This window comes from Candidatus Firestonebacteria bacterium RIFOXYD2_FULL_39_29 (assembly GCA_001778375.1).
GTDB lineage: Bacteria > Oederibacteriota > D2-FULL-39-29 > D2-FULL-39-29 > D2-FULL-39-29 > D2-FULL-39-29.
Window position 1 is genome coordinate 24,620 of the sequence record MFGV01000018.1, and the last position, 18,611, is coordinate 43,230.

At 39.8% G+C, this 18,611-nt stretch carries 15 protein-coding genes; 1 reads left to right on the forward strand and 14 read right to left on the reverse strand.

Annotated features, from left to right (window positions below; all coding sequences use genetic code 11):
* Positions 1 to 187: 187 nt before the first annotated feature.
* A complete protein-coding gene (locus tag A2536_02675) occupies positions 188 to 412 on the forward strand; it encodes a hypothetical protein (protein OGF47661.1) in 225 nt (74 codons plus the stop codon).
* A 133-nt stretch (positions 413 to 545) separates the two neighbouring features.
* Here the strand turns inward: A2536_02675 and A2536_02680 are convergent, their stop codons facing one another.
* The 14 genes from A2536_02680 to A2536_02745 all read right to left on the reverse strand — a co-directional run bounded on the left by A2536_02680 (position 546) and on the right by A2536_02745 (position 18,546).
* Positions 546 to 1,778 carry a hypothetical protein gene (locus tag A2536_02680; GenBank protein OGF47662.1) on the reverse strand — a complete coding sequence of 411 codons (1,233 nt, stop codon included), beginning with the start codon at positions 1,776 to 1,778 and terminating at the stop codon, positions 546 to 548.
* Between the two features lie 129 nt (positions 1,779 to 1,907).
* Complete coding sequence (locus A2536_02685) at positions 1,908 to 2,909, reverse strand: hypothetical protein (protein ID OGF47663.1); 1,002 nt, start codon at positions 2,907 to 2,909, stop codon at positions 1,908 to 1,910.
* Between the two features lie 226 nt (positions 2,910 to 3,135).
* A complete protein-coding gene (locus A2536_02690; protein ID OGF47664.1) occupies positions 3,136 to 3,993 on the reverse strand; it encodes a hypothetical protein in 858 nt (285 codons plus the stop codon).
* A complete protein-coding gene (locus A2536_02695; GenBank protein OGF47665.1) occupies positions 3,990 to 5,585 on the reverse strand; it encodes a hypothetical protein in 1,596 nt (531 codons plus the stop codon). The genes A2536_02690 and A2536_02695 overlap by 4 nt, the downstream gene beginning before the upstream one ends.
* Complete coding sequence (locus A2536_02700; protein OGF47666.1) at positions 5,585 to 6,292, reverse strand: hypothetical protein; 708 nt, start codon at positions 6,290 to 6,292, stop codon at positions 5,585 to 5,587. Before A2536_02700 ends, A2536_02695 begins: the two co-directional genes overlap by 1 nt.
* Entirely contained in the window at positions 6,289 to 7,686 is a 1,398-nt protein-coding gene (locus tag A2536_02705) for a hypothetical protein (protein ID OGF47667.1), read from the reverse strand. The genes A2536_02700 and A2536_02705 overlap by 4 nt, the downstream gene beginning before the upstream one ends.
* The gene (locus tag A2536_02710; protein ID OGF47668.1) at positions 7,673 to 8,815 is read right to left on the reverse strand and encodes a hypothetical protein; all 1,143 of its coding nucleotides are present in this window, start codon (positions 8,813 to 8,815) and stop codon (positions 7,673 to 7,675) included. The genes A2536_02705 and A2536_02710 overlap by 14 nt, the downstream gene beginning before the upstream one ends.
* A gap of 220 nt (positions 8,816 to 9,035) precedes the next feature.
* Complete coding sequence (locus A2536_02715) at positions 9,036 to 10,202, reverse strand: hypothetical protein (GenBank protein OGF47669.1); 1,167 nt, start codon at positions 10,200 to 10,202, stop codon at positions 9,036 to 9,038.
* Complete coding sequence (locus A2536_02720) at positions 10,190 to 11,341, reverse strand: hypothetical protein (GenBank protein ID OGF47670.1); 1,152 nt, start codon at positions 11,339 to 11,341, stop codon at positions 10,190 to 10,192. The genes A2536_02715 and A2536_02720 overlap by 13 nt, the downstream gene beginning before the upstream one ends.
* Positions 11,342 to 11,463: 122 nt before the next feature.
* Complete coding sequence (locus A2536_02725) at positions 11,464 to 12,120, reverse strand: hypothetical protein (GenBank protein OGF47671.1); 657 nt, start codon at positions 12,118 to 12,120, stop codon at positions 11,464 to 11,466.
* Between the two features lies 1 nt (position 12,121).
* On the reverse strand, positions 12,122 to 13,153 hold the full coding sequence (locus A2536_02730) for a hypothetical protein (protein OGF47672.1): 1,032 nt from the start codon (positions 13,151 to 13,153) through the stop codon (positions 12,122 to 12,124).
* Entirely contained in the window at positions 13,150 to 13,845 is a 696-nt protein-coding gene (locus A2536_02735) for a hypothetical protein (protein OGF47673.1), read from the reverse strand. Before A2536_02735 ends, A2536_02730 begins: the two co-directional genes overlap by 4 nt.
* A gap of 1 nt (position 13,846) precedes the next feature.
* Positions 13,847 to 15,004 (reverse strand): hypothetical protein, encoded by a 1,158-nt coding sequence (locus A2536_02740; GenBank protein OGF47674.1) that lies wholly within the window; start codon positions 15,002 to 15,004, stop codon positions 13,847 to 13,849.
* Positions 15,001 to 18,546: a hypothetical protein gene (locus A2536_02745; protein OGF47675.1), complete on the reverse strand. Its 3,546-nt coding sequence runs from the start codon at positions 18,544 to 18,546 to the stop codon at positions 15,001 to 15,003. Before A2536_02745 ends, A2536_02740 begins: the two co-directional genes overlap by 4 nt.
* Positions 18,547 to 18,611: the final 65 nt, after the last annotated feature.

Consider the following 18,611-nt stretch of genomic DNA (forward strand, 5'->3'; position numbering starts at 1 on the left):
GCAGGTTGAGCGAAGTCTAAATATCTGTCAATAATCCTTCGCCAAATCAACCTAGGTTGATGACGAGTTACGGGATAAAAATGGTATTAAGTATCCTGCTTATGCAGTTGACTCCGGTGACCACTATATGTAGCAGGTTGCTGAAAAAATCGTTTATCGTGTCATCATCTGCGAAAGCAGGAATCCAGTGTCTCTAAAAATGCTTGTAACGCAAGCTTTTGTAAGTCTGACAATATACCTCAAGCAGGACAAACACTTAAAATTTGAGTTTTTGCAACATACTGCAGGTTGTATGTACTGGAGTCACCTGCATAAGCAGGTTAAGTATTTCTCATGCTTCGAAATACGCTTGATGAATCAAGCGACTACAAGAGTTTTCGAAATACGGCTTGATGCTTATTTGCCCGCATAGTCCCAAAGTTTTACCCGCCGATCTTTATGGCGGGCCAGTCTTTTAGGAGGGAATTGAGCAATGTTCCGGTTTTATTCCTTGAAAAGCATCGGATTCATTTAAGTCCCATTTGAATGCAGATTCAATTATTACTTTACTGTGACAAATAATCAAACCATGGCAAGCCGACTATATTTTCCGATACAGGCTCAATTTCTTTTATAGTAGAAATTATAGCAGTTTTGCCTCTTTTATTTTTAAGAAAAGCTCCCATTAATTTTAGAGTCAAGGCATGCTTTGGCGTTAAGGTTGAAGTTGCTTTTATCTCGAACAGGTTTAGCTTTTGCTTTTCTTCAATAACAAGGTCTATTTCGGCATCATCTTCGGTTTTTAGATAGAAAATATCAGGCGGCAACCCATGATTGGTGAATCTTTTCACCCAATCTATTATAACGGCGGTTTCAAAGATATTTCCCCAGTTCGAACTGTTTAACAGGGTTTCTTCGTTGTGTATACCCATGAGGTACGTAGCCAAGGAAGTATCAGTAAAATATATTTTCGGGCTTTTCTTAAACCTCTTTCCTATATTTGAATAATAGGGCTTCAACAAGAATACCTGATAACTGGACTGCAATACTGACATCCATCTTTTTATAGTAGGAATACTTACGCCTATTTCATTTGCAATGTTTGCCTGATTAAAGATCTGCCCGGTCCGTATAGCGCAAGCATGCAGAAATTTATTAAAAGTGTCTAAATCTTCGACATTTAATATCTGTCTGATGTCTCGTTCCAGATAAGTAGATATATATGAAGAACACCACAATTTTCTATCAACCTGTTTATTCACATTTGGCTCAGGAAATGACCCTTTCAGCACCCAAGCAGCGAGATTCAAGGAATTTACTTTATGTTTACCGGACCTATCTTTAGTGCTTAAGATAGCCTCAGGTGTTAAGCTGTTTTTACCGTTGCCGGCAATTTCAGCAAGGCTTAAGGGAAGTAATTCAAGAACAGCTATTCTTCCTGCAAGCGACTGACTTACATTTTGCATTAAAACAAAGTTCTGAGAACCGGTTAATAACCACATTCCGGGTTTTCTGTCTTCATCTATACGCGTTTTCAAATAGCTTAACAGCTCGGGGACATATTGGATTTCATCGATTATTAAAGGAGCCTTATAAAACTCTAAAAACCCCTTAGGGTCTTCTTTTGCCCTTACCCGTACATCCGGATCTTCCAGTGAAACAAATCTATGAGTTTCCTTAAACTCGTGTTTTAAAAATGTTGTCTTACCTGACTGCCTGGGACCGGTTACAATAACCGCAGGAAATGTTTTAACAGCTTTTCTTATAGTTTTTGCTAAAGTCCTTTCAATATACAACATACGCCCTCCTTGATATATAACATTACATATTATATATCAAGCCGGAGCATTATTCAAGTCTATAATGTCAGGAGTCACAGAACAAAGTAGAAATTCTTTTTCTTTTTTCACTTTCTTCACTTCCTTCTCCTACTTTTGTTTTGCGGATAGAAAAATATAGACGGGGTCTTTTGAGATGGTTGCGAGTATATCTTTTTTCAGGGCTTCTTTGTTCTTTAATTTGTAGTTTTTATTAAACAACTCCCAGGCTTCTTTATCCATGCCCAGATACAGGTAGGTTAGTACGTGCATTATCAAGGGGGACATCCAGGGTTCTTTTTCATTGTCTACCCTGGTTAAGGCGATTTTTTTCAGCTCTTCCAGAAGGTATTTTTTGTACTGCCTATTGGCAGGGAAGTATTGTTTTTTTGCTTCATTGTATTTAAAAATAACCAGCGGAAAGGCAGAATCCATGTGCGGACGGCCAAAAGCATAGTCATATTTTAAAGAGGATTGAATCAGCTCCTGTGTCCCGTCGTTATCAAGGTCAGCGTAACTTACACCATAGCCGGTACCCCAGGCATAACTGTCAAAAACTTCTTTAAATTCCGGGTCAAGAGTATACACAGTGTAATCCCAACAGCAATGCGCGCCGCCGGAATAACTCATAAATACCAGTTCAGCAAGAGGTTCCAAAGGCACGGACCTTTCTGAAGTAACTTCAGAAGTCATCGCGGAAATTTCGGACAAGATACTATCTCCGGTGATAACTTTTTTTTCTATAGTTATTTCTTCTGTCAGATTTTTTAACACGGGCTTTATTTCCGGCAGCTTCTTCATGACGAGTTTTATAAGACCTGTTTTTAGAAAATCAGGATGCAGGGCCCCTTTCTCATCTCCAAGCACTACACCATTTCCAATACCCGCATTATCCTCGGGAAAAGAAGCAAGATTAATCCCGTTTTTACTGACAACATATTTACAGACTACACCCTCCTTAAATTCACAGATGCGCAGTATCCTATACCCGCCATACTCAAGCCTGTCGGAGGGGGCCAACAAGGCATCCATATCCGCCGGTTTTTTTTCCTCTTCCGCGTAAAGAAAAGAAAAGCAAATAATTGATAATAATATTATTTTCATGGTCTTCATTATTTATCCTTTCAACACACGGGTACAGTCCAAAAAAAGGGACAGTCCCCTTACCTTTAGTTGCGAGTGACGGGTTACGAGTGCAACATTAATGTGTTATTATAGCATTTGCAAAACACCGGACACTGGATCCCGGATAAAAACACTCCAGGATGACAAAAACATGTTATAATTATTTAATATTTTTATCGCTTTCTTCATCCGCCTAGGCGGATTTCGCGAAGACTTATGGTTTGATATTTAGACTTCGCTCAACTTCCTTCCCCTGCTGTTCTATATATTTATACACGGGATCGGTGAGTAACCTTAGGCGAATTTTTTCCTGCATTCCCCATTTATCGGGCATTACATAATCATTTTCAAAATACTTCCAGGCCTCTTTTTCCTGTCCGGAATAAATGAGAGGGAGCAAGGTTTTCAATATAGAACCGAGATGAACGCCTCCACGGTCTTTTTTTGTTAAAGGTTCCTTAGCCCAATAATCGTTCCCGACCATTTTTTTATAGAGATGATTGGCGGGAAAGTATTCGCCTTTTCCGGTATCATACCTGAAATAAATATCAAAAATTGCGGAAGTCGCATGAGAACACCGGTCAAACTCGTCAAAAATCAGATCCGTCTGTATCAGTTCTTTAACATTATCATTATCAATATCATCCACACCCAGCACAAAGCCCGTTTTCCATTTTTCCGTCTCAAATACAAGACGTAAATCCGGTTCTATTGCATACACCCAGTAATAATATTTTTTTACTTCCGACGTCAGGAAGGTTTTAATTATTATTTCTTTTTTTCCGTCTTTTTTTAACAGGTTTGCAAATCCAAAGGCGGCAGTATTTACGGTATTTTCTTTTTTACCGTTTTGAGCCCTCGGAAACTCCCGGATTACAGCATCACCTTTTTTCAACGTAATACGACTGTAATAAATATTTTTTTCTTCCGTGATTGTTCTTTCAAGAGTATAACCTTCATAGGTAAATTTGGACTCGCCAAGCATGTAGCGATCCAAAGAACCTCCCTGAAATACAGCAACCGACGGCAGGAAAAACAATACTATTTTATAGATTAAGTTTTTAACCCTCATTTATACAAGAGAAAAGAGAAGACAGAACCGCCTTCTTGCGGGCAATCAAACCAGATCTGCCCGCCATGTGCTTCCACTATGCCTTTAGTAAGGGACAGCCCAAGACCAAATCCCGGAGTGTTTCTTGTGACCTCGTTATCCACCCTAAAAAACCTCGTAAACACTTTGGAACGCTGCTTCTCCGGAATTCCGGGACCTGTATCCGTAACAATAATAATTACGGATTCTGTTTTATCCTCAAGAAGAACACCAATAAATCCCTCTTTTGTATATTTTATCGCATTTGACAACAGATTAATCAAAACCTGCTTTATCCTGTCAGGATCTAAATTGATCATAACCTGCTTCTCCGGAATGCCAAGTTTTAAACCGAGTTTTGATTCCTTAAAGAGAGGAGCCAGCTCCTGCACTACTTCCTTAATCAGATTTACAATATCACATTCTATCTTTTCAATCTTTATCTTATTGCTCTCTATCCTGGAAAAATCCAGCAGTTCCGAAACCAGCTTAATCTGGCGCTGCAGGTTATTACTGATTATCATAAGCAGTTTTTTTGCTTCTTCTGTCGGCTCGGCAGAGTGAAAGAGCATAAGGTCAAGAGAACCCTTCATGGCTGTCAATGGCGTACGCAGTTCATGTGAAACATTGGAGATCAGCTCCGTCTTGAGTTTATCAATTTCTTTAAGGCGCTCATTACTTTCTATAAGCTCATTTTTAAACATTGCATTTTCCATGCTCAACGCAAGCGACAGGGAAAACATAGATAGAATATCCAGATCTTCATCACTGAATACTTTACCTTCCTCCAGCATATTCAAATTCAGCACACCCATCAGTTTTTCATGCACAGAAAGAGGAACAACAATGGAAGATCTTATTTCCCCCCTGGGCTCGAAATTTTTGAATATAAACTTGTCCACATTACTGCCGAGTTTAACAGCTTTCTTATTCTCCGCAACCCAGCCTGACACTCTTTCACCTATGGAAACCTCATACTTATCCGTCTCTTTTTGATTCATTCCCTTTGCGGCAATTATACAAAGTTTTTGCGAAGTTTTATCATATAGCATGACCGAACCGCTGTCGGCTTGAAACATCCGGCAAATCAGGTCTAATATTTCAGGAAGAGTCTTACTGATATCTTCAGATTCGAGCACAATACGGTTAAGTTTTTCAAGCTCAAAAGATCTGCGAATAATAGAAAGTTTTTTTCTTAACCTGTATTTCTCTATTAAACTTTTTACTATGACATTGAATTTGTCAAAGTCCAGCGGTTTTAAGACGTATTCTTCAGCCCCAAGTTTTAACGCACTAATTGCGTCTTCCACAGAACTAAAACCTGTTATAGCAATTACTATTGTTTCAGGGCTTTTTTCTTTGATCAGCTTAATAAGGTCAAGCCCGTTCCCCCCCGGCATTTTCATATCTGTAATTACAAGGGCATATTTTGACAGCTCTATTTTTTTGACGGCCTCTTTCACACTGTCCGCGGTATCCGCATCGTAAAGATCGCTTAAATTTAGCGCAAGTAATTCACGAACAGCCTCTTCATCGTCAACTATAAGTATTTTATCTCTCTTATTTTTATTCATTAAACCTTCGGCTCCTTACTTTTTTTATGCCCAGCAAACATATTAGCACTTTCTTTCCCCATATTAAACAACAAATCCAGAATAGAGAGATTTGCCTCAAAACCTTCATAAACCTGGGAGTATACAGGGTGTTTAAACTCCTGATATATCAATTCTATTCCTGAAGCAGTAAATTTTTCTTCTTCAAGGTAATCCCTGGCACCCTGCCCCGAAAGATAAATATCCGCCTTCAGTTTTCTGCAGATACTCACAATCCTGTCAGTCTTAAAGCCTGAAGTGGAGAGTTCGGACTCCAGATATAGAGGGATATCAATTCCCAGATAATTCAACATATATTTAATTATGCAGATATTCAGCTCCGCAAGCCTTTCCCAATCTCTAGCGTAGAGAGTTTTCAGGAACCCTTCATGTTCCGCATAAAACGGGGCTTTGCTGTAATTATGCCTCAAAGCTTCAAAGTGATCCTTTCTCCAATTTTCTGTATTGTCTATTTCCACCTCGCGCATAAGCTGCTCATATTTACCTTTAGTCAAAACCGGTACCGTCAACCAAAGAAAGCCTTCTTTTGTACGGATCTTGTTCCTGTTTTGGAACTCCCTTTTCTTATACTGCACGTTATCAAGAAACACAAAAGCATCACTTTTGGCAAGCTTATCAAAATAACCGAGCCAGGGTATATATTGCGGTTGATGTACCGACAACTTCATTGTATTTTCTCCGTATTACGGTCTATAAATATGGGATTACTGATTATTAAACCCCCGTCTTTTAACGCAGCTTCCAGCCTGTAATAACTTTTTCCCTGCTCCGGAATTAAGACTTTAAAATCCATTTCAAACGGAGTCACCCCGTCTTCTATTTTTTGCACAAAACCGTCCTTAATAAGTGTTACGGTCAGCTTTTTCTTGCTGGCATCATTCATTGAAATCCTGACCTTGCCGGTTTCTGAAAACTCTTCAAGCACCGGAAAAGAGGTGAGAATACCTCTTTTTAGCACATAAAACTTTCCGGCCTTTAAGGCTGCTAAAAACTCTTTTTTTGCGCTCTTTTTTGCGTTGACAACATTTTGTACGCTGTCAAGGCCGATACCTTCCCCTTCTTTTCTGTAATCCACTTCTCCAAACGCAAAAGAAGGAACTTTTCTCTGCCCTGCCGTATACTCGGCAAGAACTTTATCCCAAAGACCGCCGCATCTGCCGATAGTTTTATACCCTTCTTCCAGGATACTTATACCGTTATAATCCCCGGTATTTGTAATTACTTCCGCATAGGCCGGGGTAAAAAGAGTCAGCCCCATATTAAAGAAACGGCCTTGCACCGACGTTACCACGGGAAAATCAATATTACTATTAGCTTCAGGATGCGCCCAGACCGTAAAGCCTCCCTTCTTTCCGACATAATCTATGACATTTTGGTAAGGCATGGAACCCTTATAGCCCGAATACTGATCAAAATCCGGTGCTGTGAACGGATAATTATTAACCAAAAATATTCCGCCTATAATAATAAGTACCACACCAAACTTTACAAGATACACCCGTTTGAAAAACAGAATCCCGAGTAAAACCGGCAAAAAAGGCCAAAGAAGAAGCGGGTTATACTTCCAGGAGTTCCTATTACCCGTAGTCGGCAGCTGCTCCATATCTTTCAACGAGAGTCCGAAAACCAGAAGATGCTTATGCCAGTCATTAAGAACTAGAGAGCTTCTTCTGGTATCCCAGAAATAAAACGGGCTGGTTTCCACCCCGGGAAGCACCAGCATTTCAGGATATTTTTCCTGTACACTTTCCAGCTCGGAAAAGTATCTTTCCACGCCGTTGCTAAAAACAGAATTAAGTTCCAAGCCGGCGCGCAAAACTCTGCGTAAAGGAAAAACACCGTATTTAACTTCTATGAGATCGTGATCGGTAATTATCGCCGCGTCCAGTCCCTTTGCTTTTGCTCTGGAGACTATTTCTTCAATAGAATAAGTACAGCCATAACTGTAGTTGCTGTGCAGATGCAGCGCGGTTCTGACAGTTGTTTCGGGCGTAAAGTGGACTCCGCCCCCGGCAAAACCCAGCAGAACCGGGATGATTAAAGCTATTTTAAAGATTTTCATATAAGTTTTTTAACCTTTCCAGCATCTTTTCTTCGCTGTAATATAGAAGCGCCTTTTCTCTGCCGTTTTCTCCGAGGCGCTTTGCTTCATTTTGGTCATCCAAAAGTTTATTAATTGAAAAACACAAAGCTTCAACATTTCCAGACGGAACAAGCAGTCCAGTTTCTTTGTCGATTATGATTTCAGGCAGACCGCCGACTCTTGTTGCTACTACAGGCTTATTGCTTAAACCTGCTTCCACGGCTGCAAGACCAAAACCTTCATTATTAGAGGTCATTACAAAAACATCAATTATAGCCAGTATTTCCGAAAGATCCTCGCGGTGTCCCAGCATTTTAAAGACACCTGTCTTTATTTCTTCTTTTGCATTCTCTTTTATTGCAGCTTCTAAAGAGCCGGTCCCCGCCATAACAGCCGTAAAATCAGTTCTCTCTTTACTCAATTGCTTTATTGCTTTTACAAACAGATCGGCGCCTTTTATCGGTTCCAACCTGCCGGCAAAACCCACCACTTTTTTTTCCGGAGCAATTCCAAGTTCTGCTTTATTGGCAGCTATATCATATTCTTTTAAATATGGAGCAGGAGCAATACCGTTTGGAATAACCACATATTTCCCATCTTGACCTATCTTTCTGTCCAAATGGTCTTTCTTTTCGGCGTTGGAGAAAACTATTATTTTTTTTGTAAAACGCGCCGCCAGCCTTTCCAGCAAAACAAAAATAGAAGAAACAAAAGGATTAAAGTAGCCGTAAAAAACATGACCGTGGGGTGTATGCACGGTATTTTTAAAATTCGTAACAGCACAAGCCGCGCGGCCTAATATTCCGGCTTTGGAAGTATGCGTATGAACCAGGTACGGATTTTCCCGCAGTACCAGGTCAATCAGATCCATGAGCGTGTTTAGATCTTTAAGAGGACTGATATTCCTGCGGAACTCTTCCAGCCAGACAATACGGCAGCCGGAAGCTCCCGCAGATTTTTCAACCTTTTCTTTTTCCGTCTTGAAAGAGCCAAGAGCCAGAACCACATCGTATTCCTTAGAAAGTCCTTCCATTAGAGAAAGAATATTAGAAAGCGTGCCGCCATGTTCGAGGCGGGTAATGATGTGGAGTATTTTCTTTTTTGCCATGCACTTTTCCTTGACTAGCTAAACTTGCTTTCAAGATTCCCGTCAGTTTGTAAAGTTTGTAAGGTTTGTAAGGTTTTTAAAGTTATTTTCAACTGTGTTATTATAATATTTAAAAACCATTACTAAAAAACTAGAATTTAGTCCCTACAACTATTTTTTCTGCTCTTACCTTATTAACCTTAGAAACCTTACAAACTTTATAAACTTGTTACTAGCTTCGCTAGTAACGATACATTTCCGTGCACTTAGGACACACTCCAAAGTGCTTTTTCGCTTTCAGTTCTACGCGGAATTTTCTCATCTCTTTACCGTTCCAGACTTCCTTAAACGTTTCATTATTAATATTTCCCGCTGCAAAACCAAGACTGTGACAGGGGAGAACCTCACCATTCGGATATATGTAGGCCACAACCCAAGGGGAAAGACACCTTTTTGGATATGCATTTGATACAAAATCTTTTTCAGTGTAATATTTAAGTGTCTCTTCTTTGTTGAAATCCGGATAGACCGTGAGTAAGAACGGATGATTGGATGTTTTGAGGGTTTGAAGGTCAAAAGCGAGCTGGGCGATATTTATATCTGCAACTGAAGGTCTTATAAAACCGGACCAGTCTTTTGATTCCACTCCAAACTTCTCTTTAAAATATTTATTATGACTTTCCACGGTTTCGCATTCGGTAAAGATAAGGTGATGCAGGTTAAGCGTTCCGGCATGTAGCTCTTTTGCAACCGCAGGCATTTCTTTAATACTTTTATAGTTAAGATCGGAGATGGTACAGACAATATTGATAACCGGCTTTGCCGTTTTCTTCTCATCTTTAAGCCGCGTTATTTCATCCGCCCCTTCTTTTATTCTGGCAAAAGCCCCTTCCATATTACGGACCTTATCATGAAGTTCAGCCGGACCGTCCACGGAGAGGGAAACCACATCCACACCCTCGTTTACTATTGTCACCGCATGCTTTTTAATAAGTGTGCCATTTGTGATAATTCCGAGATGCAGCCCTCTTTTCTTTATCTCATGAACAAGCTGTTCAAATTCTTCATACATCAAAGGTTCACCGCCAAACAGGGTAACATGGGGGTTAAAGACCTTTACTTCGTCCAGAAGCTTTATATATGAAGCAATATCCAGTTTTGCATTTACCTTGGCAGGATCAAAGGCCTTGTTGATACCTTCATCCCCCCATTGACCGCACATTTTACAGCGCAAATTACATTTGTACGTAAGGAAAAAGGTAATACTTTCCGGAAAAGGCGCCCTGCCGTTTTTACTAAAGCGGTAACTTGCCGAAGCCTGGGTCCTTTTTACAAACGCATTAAGAGCATAGCCCGGTTCCAACAGCGCCTTTTTAATATTTCTTCCAAAAGTTTTTATCGGAAACATTTCACAACCTTTTCAGCGATATACTCTATTTCTTTGTCTGACAAAAACGGATTACAAGGCAGGACTAAAAGCCGTTCCGCAATATATTCTGCATTTTTAAACTCTCCGGCTTTGTTCTCTAAATTAAAGACCAGATGCACCGGCTTAAAATACATCCGGGAAGATTCAATGCCTGCCTTTTTTAACTTCAGCTGTATTTCTTCAACTTTGTTTTTATCTTTTATCAAAAGAGGAAATCTATTAACAATACTTCCTTCTTTTACCTCCGGAAGTTCCACCCCGGAAAGATCTTTCAGAAGCAAAAGATATTTTTTAGCAAGTTCAAATCTCCTTTTCATATTTTCCCCGGATTGGAATATTTCTCCGGCACCAAGCATACTCTGCCAGGAGGACAAAAGCACTTCATTTATATATTCAGGAGGTTTAGTCTGCCTCATTCCTTCAATAAACGGAAGCAGCAGATTATAAACCAATCTGCTTTTAGAAAGACAGAATGCTTTGAACTTTGCAAACGTGACAATATTATTTATGAATGAAGGAGAAGTATACGCTGTTCTTACTCTTCTTATCTCCTCTGCCAGCTCTTCATCATTGGTAAGAACCGCACCTCCATTTAAAAGCGGGAAATTCTTTCCCCGGTTAAAACTTATAAGCTGCAAATCCCATTTAAGCGGCGTAATAAAGCCCTGGGCGTTATCTTCTATAACAAAAAACCCGTCATTTTTACCGGCAGGAGAGCTTTCCAGGCCGAAAAGCCGCACCGGAATAGCTGCCAAGGTCTTGCTGTTTGCTTTCGTTTCCTTACACCCCGAACTAAACCCGAAATCCTTGGTATCAATGTCACACAGAACAGGTGTAAGTCCTGCTTGTTTTATTGTGACGTACAGCGCCAGAGGAGTATAAGAAGGAATAATGACCTCAGTCTTTTCACCTTTTGTTATATTTTTCATGGCAATAAGGGAAGCCAGAAGAGCCGCATTCCCGGAACCAAACACGATCGCTTCAGAAACTTTTGCTTTTTTCTTGAGAGAATCTTCAAATATTAAGACACCTTTCCCTTTCTGCCTTAAACTTGCAAGAAGAGCCAGTATGAGTTCATATATTTTTATATCAGTATCAACCAACTTTGCCCGTATCAAGTAATCCCTCCATTCGAAGATATTGACGATTTACGAATGACAATTGACAATTTATTGTAGTATATTTAATAAAATTTTTGTTCAACTTACTGTCCTTTCTTCCCTTTCTTCTTTTTCTTCACTTACTGTTCTTGCTTCGCTTGCTTCTTCACTGCTTCTATCACCAGAATCGGGGCATACTTGCCTTTTGGGAAGCCGCAAGTATGGACCTTTTTCTCATTGTATCCTAAAATACTGTCAAAATCCTCTGCCTTGTAAGTGACCAGAGGAACTTTGATTTCTGTGTCATAGTATTTGGCAAGCCCATACTGAACTTTCAGGAAAGGACTGCGTTTATTCCTGAGGTCAAAAAGAACCTTTCCGCTTGGTTTAGTAACCCTTAAAAGCTCAGAAATAATACTATTAGCTACCGCTTTACCTTTTATATTGATCAGAAGATTAACTGCCGCGGCTGTATCAAATGTATTGTCAGCAAAAGGGAGCTTCTCGCCTTTTCCAAACACCAGTTTTACGCCCGGGTCATTGCTAAACCGAGCTTTTGCTTTATTCAGTATTTCTTCCCATAAATCAACACCCGTTAAACTCAAATTAGGTTTATGCTTTCTTAAATCAGAAAGAAACAACCCTTCCCCGCACCCGATTTCAAGGAAAGAGCCGTACTCCGGAATAAGTTCCAATAATTTATTCCTAACCTTTACCGGCCAATACCCCGCGGAATACTCACCTTTCTCATCTTTCCTGGAAACCACTTTTCTAAGTAAATCTTCGAGTCTTTTCAAGCTATTCTACTCCTAATAGTTTAATTATCGCAGAATGTACTTCTTCCACCGTAATTTTTTCAAAACAATCCAACGAAGAACATTCTAATTTATTGCAGGGTGCACAATGAACGCTTTTACAAATGACTATTTTTCTGTTTAAAGATATGTAAGGCCCGGCCAGAAATGGATCACTGGAGCCGTACAGTCCGACTGTTTTAGTGTTAAGCGCCGCGCCAACGTGGATAATACCGGTATCGTTGGTCAGCAAAACCGAAGCCCTTTTTATTACCGCTGCAATATTTTTAATATCATTATTTTTCAATATCACAACTTTCTTAAATATTTTTTTGACTACCTGCACAAAAGCGGTGTCTTTATTCCGGAGAAGGATTATCTTTATATTTTTAATTTTTATCAATTTCTCAATAAGACTTAAGTAATTTGCGGGAAGCCATCTTTTCGTTTCCCATCTGGCCTCTTGATTTATAACTATAAATTTTGCTTTAGGGCTTATTCTGTTTTTTGCGAGGAAGTTTGAAGCGAACTTATAATTAGCTTTTTCAAGTTTAATCCCGATCTTCCCACCGGGTTTGAACCCGAGTTTTTCCGCAAGTTCAGCGTGATAATCAACTTCGTGCTTCTTATATTCCTGTTTCTCGACAACAGCGGTTTCATAAATAAATGTGGTTCCGCTGTTACCTCTGCCCGTATTCTTTCTTGCCCCGACGGCAAAAAGCATAAGAGCAGTCTTAATTGCAGAGGTAAAAGATACCACAGTCCTGAGGTTTATAGAAAGGTCATATTTTTCTTTCCTCAGCCCGGAAAGCAAACGGAGATACTTAAAAACAAACATGCGCCTGATATCACTGCTTCCCGCAGAAAGTTCGACGACCTTGTCAAAAAGCTTTTGATTTTCAATAATACCATAACTATTGGTCACGGTCAGAAGGGTAATTTCAGCTGTTTTATGCCTGTCCCTGAGCCCGCGTAAAAAAGGAACCGAAAACAACATATCACCCAGACCGCCAAGGTTTATCACCAGTATTTTCATTTTTTCCTTATAGTCCACAATAAATTTAAAGCCAGCGCCCCTCTAAAAAGCGGGATATACGCCAGATACGGCCTTCCCGGATCAAAATAACTTGTCGTAAAAGATATTTCTTCGGCTATCATCATTCTTTCAAATCTCCGCCTGTAAATCAAGCCAAAATGAAGAGGATTTTCCTTATACCGGCGCAGTAACCTCATTATTATTCCCCCTATCTTCTCTCTCATATTGTTTGGAGTGTATATAACCGCGATTCCTCCTGGTTTTAATATTCTTTTGATCTCTTTCAGAAGCTGTACTTTGTTTTCATCGCTGATATGTTCTATAAAATCCACACAGGCAATACGTTCGAAATAATTATCATCATAAGGAAGCGTTTCAGCAGTATCGGCCACTATAAAATCCGGCTTAACATTGAATTTTTCGCATAATTTTCTCGCCATATTTATAGACTCTTCAGAGTAATCAACCCCGTAAGCCATAGCACCAGCTTTCGCCGACCTGAAAGCAAAAGTGCCCACTCCGCATCCCAGGTCCAGAACTTTCATTAAAGGCGCAACCATTAATTTTGACATAACATATATTACACGCCGTTTCATATCCGTTGCTTTCGGCTCATAATAATTGTCAATCTGAAACTCTTCGCCTTCTTTCAAAATATTATTATCATAATCCTTATTGGTTATTTCCACCATTTCACCTCTCTCCTTTACCCAATACTTCCTCAATTGCAGCTTTAACAGTTTCAGTTGTTATCAGCTCTTTACATTCAAAGGACCTGCAGTCTCCGGGATGACATCCCTCGCAGTTCAGCTCAGAAAAAACCGCCTTACTGTTTTGGCTCAAAGGACCCCAGACTTTATAACTGTCCAAAGGATGTGCGTTCCCAAAAATAGCAACCGTCGGAACTTTTAACGCGGCTGCAATATGCATAGGACCCGTAGAATTGCCTACAAATACTTCACTTAAAGATATCAAAGCCGTCAGAACCCCGAGAGTCAAACCGTCCGCTATTACCGCCCCTTCCTTTACCATAAAAGCCGTTTCCAGAACATAACCATATTCATCTTTACCTGCGGTAAGAACCACTTTCATTTTCCTTGTATCTATCAGCCATTTTGCAACTTTTGAATATTCCTCTTTTGACCATCTTATGTATTCTTGCCTGGAACCTGGATGCACAACGGCAAATTTTCCTTTTATCTTATTTTTTTTCAAGAAATCCTGCGCAACGACTTTGTTCTCAGGAGATACTTTTACTTCAGGCAGGCTCTGCTCCTGCATTACTCCGATCTTAGCGGCCACTTCCAACGCTGAAATGACCTCATGTCTAATTCTAACATCCCTGTCATCCTTAAGAATCAGGTTAAGAAAAAAAGACCCTCCGCTTCCGGAATAACCCGCCCTCCATTTTGCCCCGGACATATAAGCGAGCCTATTGAACTGATAACCGGGATGAAAGACCAGGGCTGCGTCATAATTATTTTTCCGCAAAAACATCTCACACTCCTGCCTTGAAGAAAAAGACTCATATTCTATGACAGCATCGATGTTCTTATTTCCAAATAAAAGTTCTTTCGTATAACGGCGGACAAGGATGTCTATTTTTGCCGCAGGGTAACTGTCTCTTATAGCTTTTAAAGCCGGTGTTGTCAGGATCAGATCTCCTACGCGGTCCAACCGTATCAGAAGTATCTTTTTAATTTCTTCCTTTGAAAACACTCCCGGCTTTCCATTAAGAAAAAGGAAAAGAAAAGAACCCGCGGCTTCAGAGAGAAGGTACATTTTTTTTCTAAGAACCCTGTAAAGCCTTCTGAAAAAAGTAAATTTTTTAAAGCTTGGTTTATTAGTCACAGTTTTTCCGCCTCCGACGCAAGCTTTTCGGCTATAGCTTTCCAGTCATAACTCCTGATATTTTTAGACCAGCTTTTATCCCATTTCATTTCGGCTGCCTGTCTGAGCTCTTCCAGCCATTCTTTTTCAATCAACGGCGCAATGAGGATATTCGGAAAACTAAGCCTGGTTATCTCAACAAGAGGGGATGCTACCACAATCTTTCTGGCCGCCGTATACTCAATAACTTTAATATGAAAAGAAACATTTTGAAATTCATTAACAACACTCGGAACAATTCCTACATCCGTAGCTTGGAAATACTTATTAATTTCCTGACTGTTTACAGCCCCTGTGAATATAATATCTTTTGCTGCATACTTTTTCTTTAGCTGCTGATCATCCTGGACAGGTCCAACGATCAGCAAAGTCGCGCCGGGCATGTCCTTCTTAAGTTTTGTAAATGCTTCCAGAATAAATCTCAAGTCCACCCATTTCCCCACGTTTCCAATCACACTAAAAACAATCTTGCCCTCCAGTCCCAGTTTCACCTTTAATTCCTTTACCGCAGCGACAGGCATATTCTCAATACACTCAAGGTCCACCCCATTGACCAACGGCATTGCTGTTTTATTGTGATTTTTTTTAAGCCATTCCGCCAATCCCACAGACACCGTCAAAACAAGGTCTGCTTTTTTTAACTCCGCGGAAACAAACTCCTTCTTAAAATCATCGAAATTGTCATTACTGCTCATGTAGGGCAAATCAACAAGATCATATATATATTTAAAATTCTTTCTCTCTCCTGCATCTTTGCAAGGCGCGGGAAAAGCATGAATGGAAGAATTGAGCAATATATCTATTTTTTCTTTCTGCATTATCCTTTTTAACCGCAAACGGTTCAGCGAAGCAGAAATCTTCAAAGGCCGTCTGAATATCGGCACCCGGATCGCGCGAACATCCCCTTTTTTGTAAAGCTTCACCCGTCTAAATATATCCATAAGCATGTTTTTCAGGCGCTTTACCTTTGAACCGGAGAATTCAACTGCCCAGGTGAGATAATAAACATTATATTTGACGGATAACGCTTTCGCCAGCTCAAGCTCTCTGACCCTCACAGAATCTTCAGAAGGAATATGTGGAATGACCAGAAGTTTCTTTTTCTTCTTATTTATTTCTTTATTTTGTATTTCCTTTTTTATCAGGACATATACATCTTCTATCCTTTTTCTCCAAGAATTTTCACCGGCAGCCCTTAGACGCCTTTCCCTGTCTTCGGGCGGATCAAAGGTCAAGAGCCTCTTAACCGCTGCAAAAAACTCTTCTTTGTTCGAGGTAATGTCAATTAACCCTTCAAATTTCATTATCTCCGGGAACTTAGAGGTAATAACAGGTTTCCCGGTAGAAAGATAATCATAGATCTTTGTAGGCTCCACTTCTGTATTTGCCGGAACATAAGGCATAATGCAAACGTCAAAGCCATTTGTATATTTCGGCAGTTCCCAGAAGTCGACTCCTCCCGTAAAATGAATATTAGAGATTCCCTTAAGAGAGCTGATATCGACACGCTTACTGTGATAATCCCCGACAACAACTATCGAACACTCCGGCAGAGCCCCGGCAAGATATGCGAAAGTTTCCACGTCAAATCTTTCGTTTACGGTACCCATATAGCCCAGAACAGGCTTTTTCACCTGTTTCATTATTTCAGCGAGCCCTGAATTATTTCCCGGCGCGAAAATCTCCGATACCGTCCCGCTCGGAAGAAAGAGCGAGTTTTTATTCACTCCTTTTGCTTCGTTCTCCATAACCTTTGACACTGTAAACACCAGGTCAACCCGCTCCAGCATCTTACGCTCTTTATTTAAAACATCCTTTCTGGCATTACCCTTCAACTCCGTAAAATATTCCCCCCATTTTTCTGCCCAGTCAAAACAGGATACTTTACAGCCGTCAAACCATTCTGCGAGGTAATAATCATACGGATGATAAAGCCAGAGAATTGATTCTTTCGTTTTCGGCAGGCGCCGCAGGAGCTTCATCATTCCAAGAGAAAGCGCCCGGTTTATTTTATTAAGCCACTCCACTCTCATAAAAGGAAGAATAAAAAGCGGAGTTAGAATAAATAACTCTTTGGTATAGTTATCGGCTCTGACTAAAAATGCCCGTTTCCACCTTGCTTTCCATTCGTCATTTTTTAAAGCATTTTTGGGAGAAAGAATAAAATCATGCAGGCTTACGGGCGGTTCGATATAATAAACTTTATCAATTTCCGGACGCCTTGAAAACTCCCTTGAAAAATGCTGTTTCCTCGCCCATCTTTTTTCCCAGTAATTAATTGAAAAACAAAGCACCTGGGTGTTTTTCAGTTCTTTCTTTTGCAGGGCGCTTTCCAGCAGAGCCATTATCTTTCCTATCCTGACTTCCCAGGTGTTCTTTTTGGCATGTTCAAGTCTTTTTTCTTTAAAAGCAGGGTCTTTTTCAGCAAGAGCATTTTCAATATATGTTATAAATTCATCCCTGTCTTTGGCAAGAGAGGCAACATCTCCGAATTTCAACAAGGAAGGAAGCGCTGTTGAAACCACAGGTTTGCCGCTCGCAAGGTACTCATTAAATTTGATAGGGAAGCAGGCATCGGTATATTCATTTCTCGCATAAGGAATAATGCAGACATCAAACGCTTTTACATATCCGGGAAGCAAAGAGTAATCCCGCCCTCCGAGTATCCTTATATTTGAACGGCTCTTAAGTATACTAATATCGGTGTTACTTTCCCCAATACCAATTCCTCCTATCAAGACCAGGTACCAATCAGGTCTTTTTTCCGCGACATAACTTAAGAGTTCAAAGTCCACTTTATAAGAGCTTATTACGCCATAATATCCAATAACATGTTTTTTTAGACCTTTAATATCTTCCGGTATTTTAGTCTCAGGAAGAGCTGCCTTGGAAAAATGCTCATAATCTCCCACATTTTCCACAAGATAAGTGCTTGAATTGTATTTATTCTTTTCAGAAAACAACTTCTCACTCGTAGCGACGACTACATCCGCCTTTTTAAGTAGTTTTGTTTCGGCTTTAACAATCCATTCTTTGATCTTTTTATTTTCATTGTAAGCAGGCGTTTCAGAATATTCATCCACGCAATCATACAACACCAGGGATTCGTTAATTTTTCCTATAAAATAACTAGATTCAGGATGATAAGCCCAGAGTATCGGGTTCTCTATCTTAAGTTTTTTCATCCATTTCTTTACAGAAAACAAGACTATAATATTGTTAATGGCCCTGAAAACTCGAAAATATCGACCCAGATAAAAAACATGAGGCGAAATAGTCATAAGATTTTCATTTAATCTCTTATATCTTTTAAATATATCCAGAACATGCCTCTTGCCCCTAATCAAAGAAAGGATAAAACCTTCAAAGGAACCATCTTTAAAAACGTACAATATATTATTATCCTTAGATAATCTATTCATTATATGCTGTTTATTAGTCCAGGAAAAATCATTCCAGGGTTGGGTCGAAAAGCATATTATTTCATGATTACATTTATTCATCTTAGTATTTTTCTGACTCCTCTTACTTTATTTGTCATTTGCTCTTTTTCATTATATGATATAGT

What these genes read in the sequence shown, in the direction of transcription:
- A2536_02680 (OGF47662.1), bottom strand. Translation starts at nt 1,778, where the DNA reads ATGTTGTATATTGAAAGGACTTTAGCAAAAACTATAAGAAAAGCTGTT.
- A2536_02685 (OGF47663.1), bottom strand. Translation starts at nt 2,909, where the DNA reads ATGAAGACCATGAAAATAATATTATTATCAATTATTTGCTTTTCTTTT.
- A2536_02690 (OGF47664.1), bottom strand. Translation starts at nt 3,993, where the DNA reads ATGAGGGTTAAAAACTTAATCTATAAAATAGTATTGTTTTTCCTGCCG.
- A2536_02695 (OGF47665.1), bottom strand. Translation starts at nt 5,585, where the DNA reads ATGAATAAAAATAAGAGAGATAAAATACTTATAGTTGACGATGAAGAG.
- A2536_02700 (OGF47666.1), bottom strand. Translation starts at nt 6,292, where the DNA reads ATGAAGTTGTCGGTACATCAACCGCAATATATACCCTGGCTCGGTTAT.
- A2536_02705 (OGF47667.1), bottom strand. Translation starts at nt 7,686, where the DNA reads ATGAAAATCTTTAAAATAGCTTTAATCATCCCGGTTCTGCTGGGTTTT.
- A2536_02710 (OGF47668.1), bottom strand. Translation starts at nt 8,815, where the DNA reads ATGGCAAAAAAGAAAATACTCCACATCATTACCCGCCTCGAACATGGC.
- A2536_02715 (OGF47669.1), bottom strand. Translation starts at nt 10,202, where the DNA reads ATGTTTCCGATAAAAACTTTTGGAAGAAATATTAAAAAGGCGCTGTTG.
- A2536_02730 (OGF47672.1), bottom strand. Translation starts at nt 13,153, where the DNA reads ATGAAAATACTGGTGATAAACCTTGGCGGTCTGGGTGATATGTTGTTT.
- A2536_02735 (OGF47673.1), bottom strand. Translation starts at nt 13,845, where the DNA reads ATGGTGGAAATAACCAATAAGGATTATGATAATAATATTTTGAAAGAA.
- A2536_02745 (OGF47675.1), bottom strand. Translation starts at nt 18,546, where the DNA reads ATGAATAAATGTAATCATGAAATAATATGCTTTTCGACCCAACCCTGG.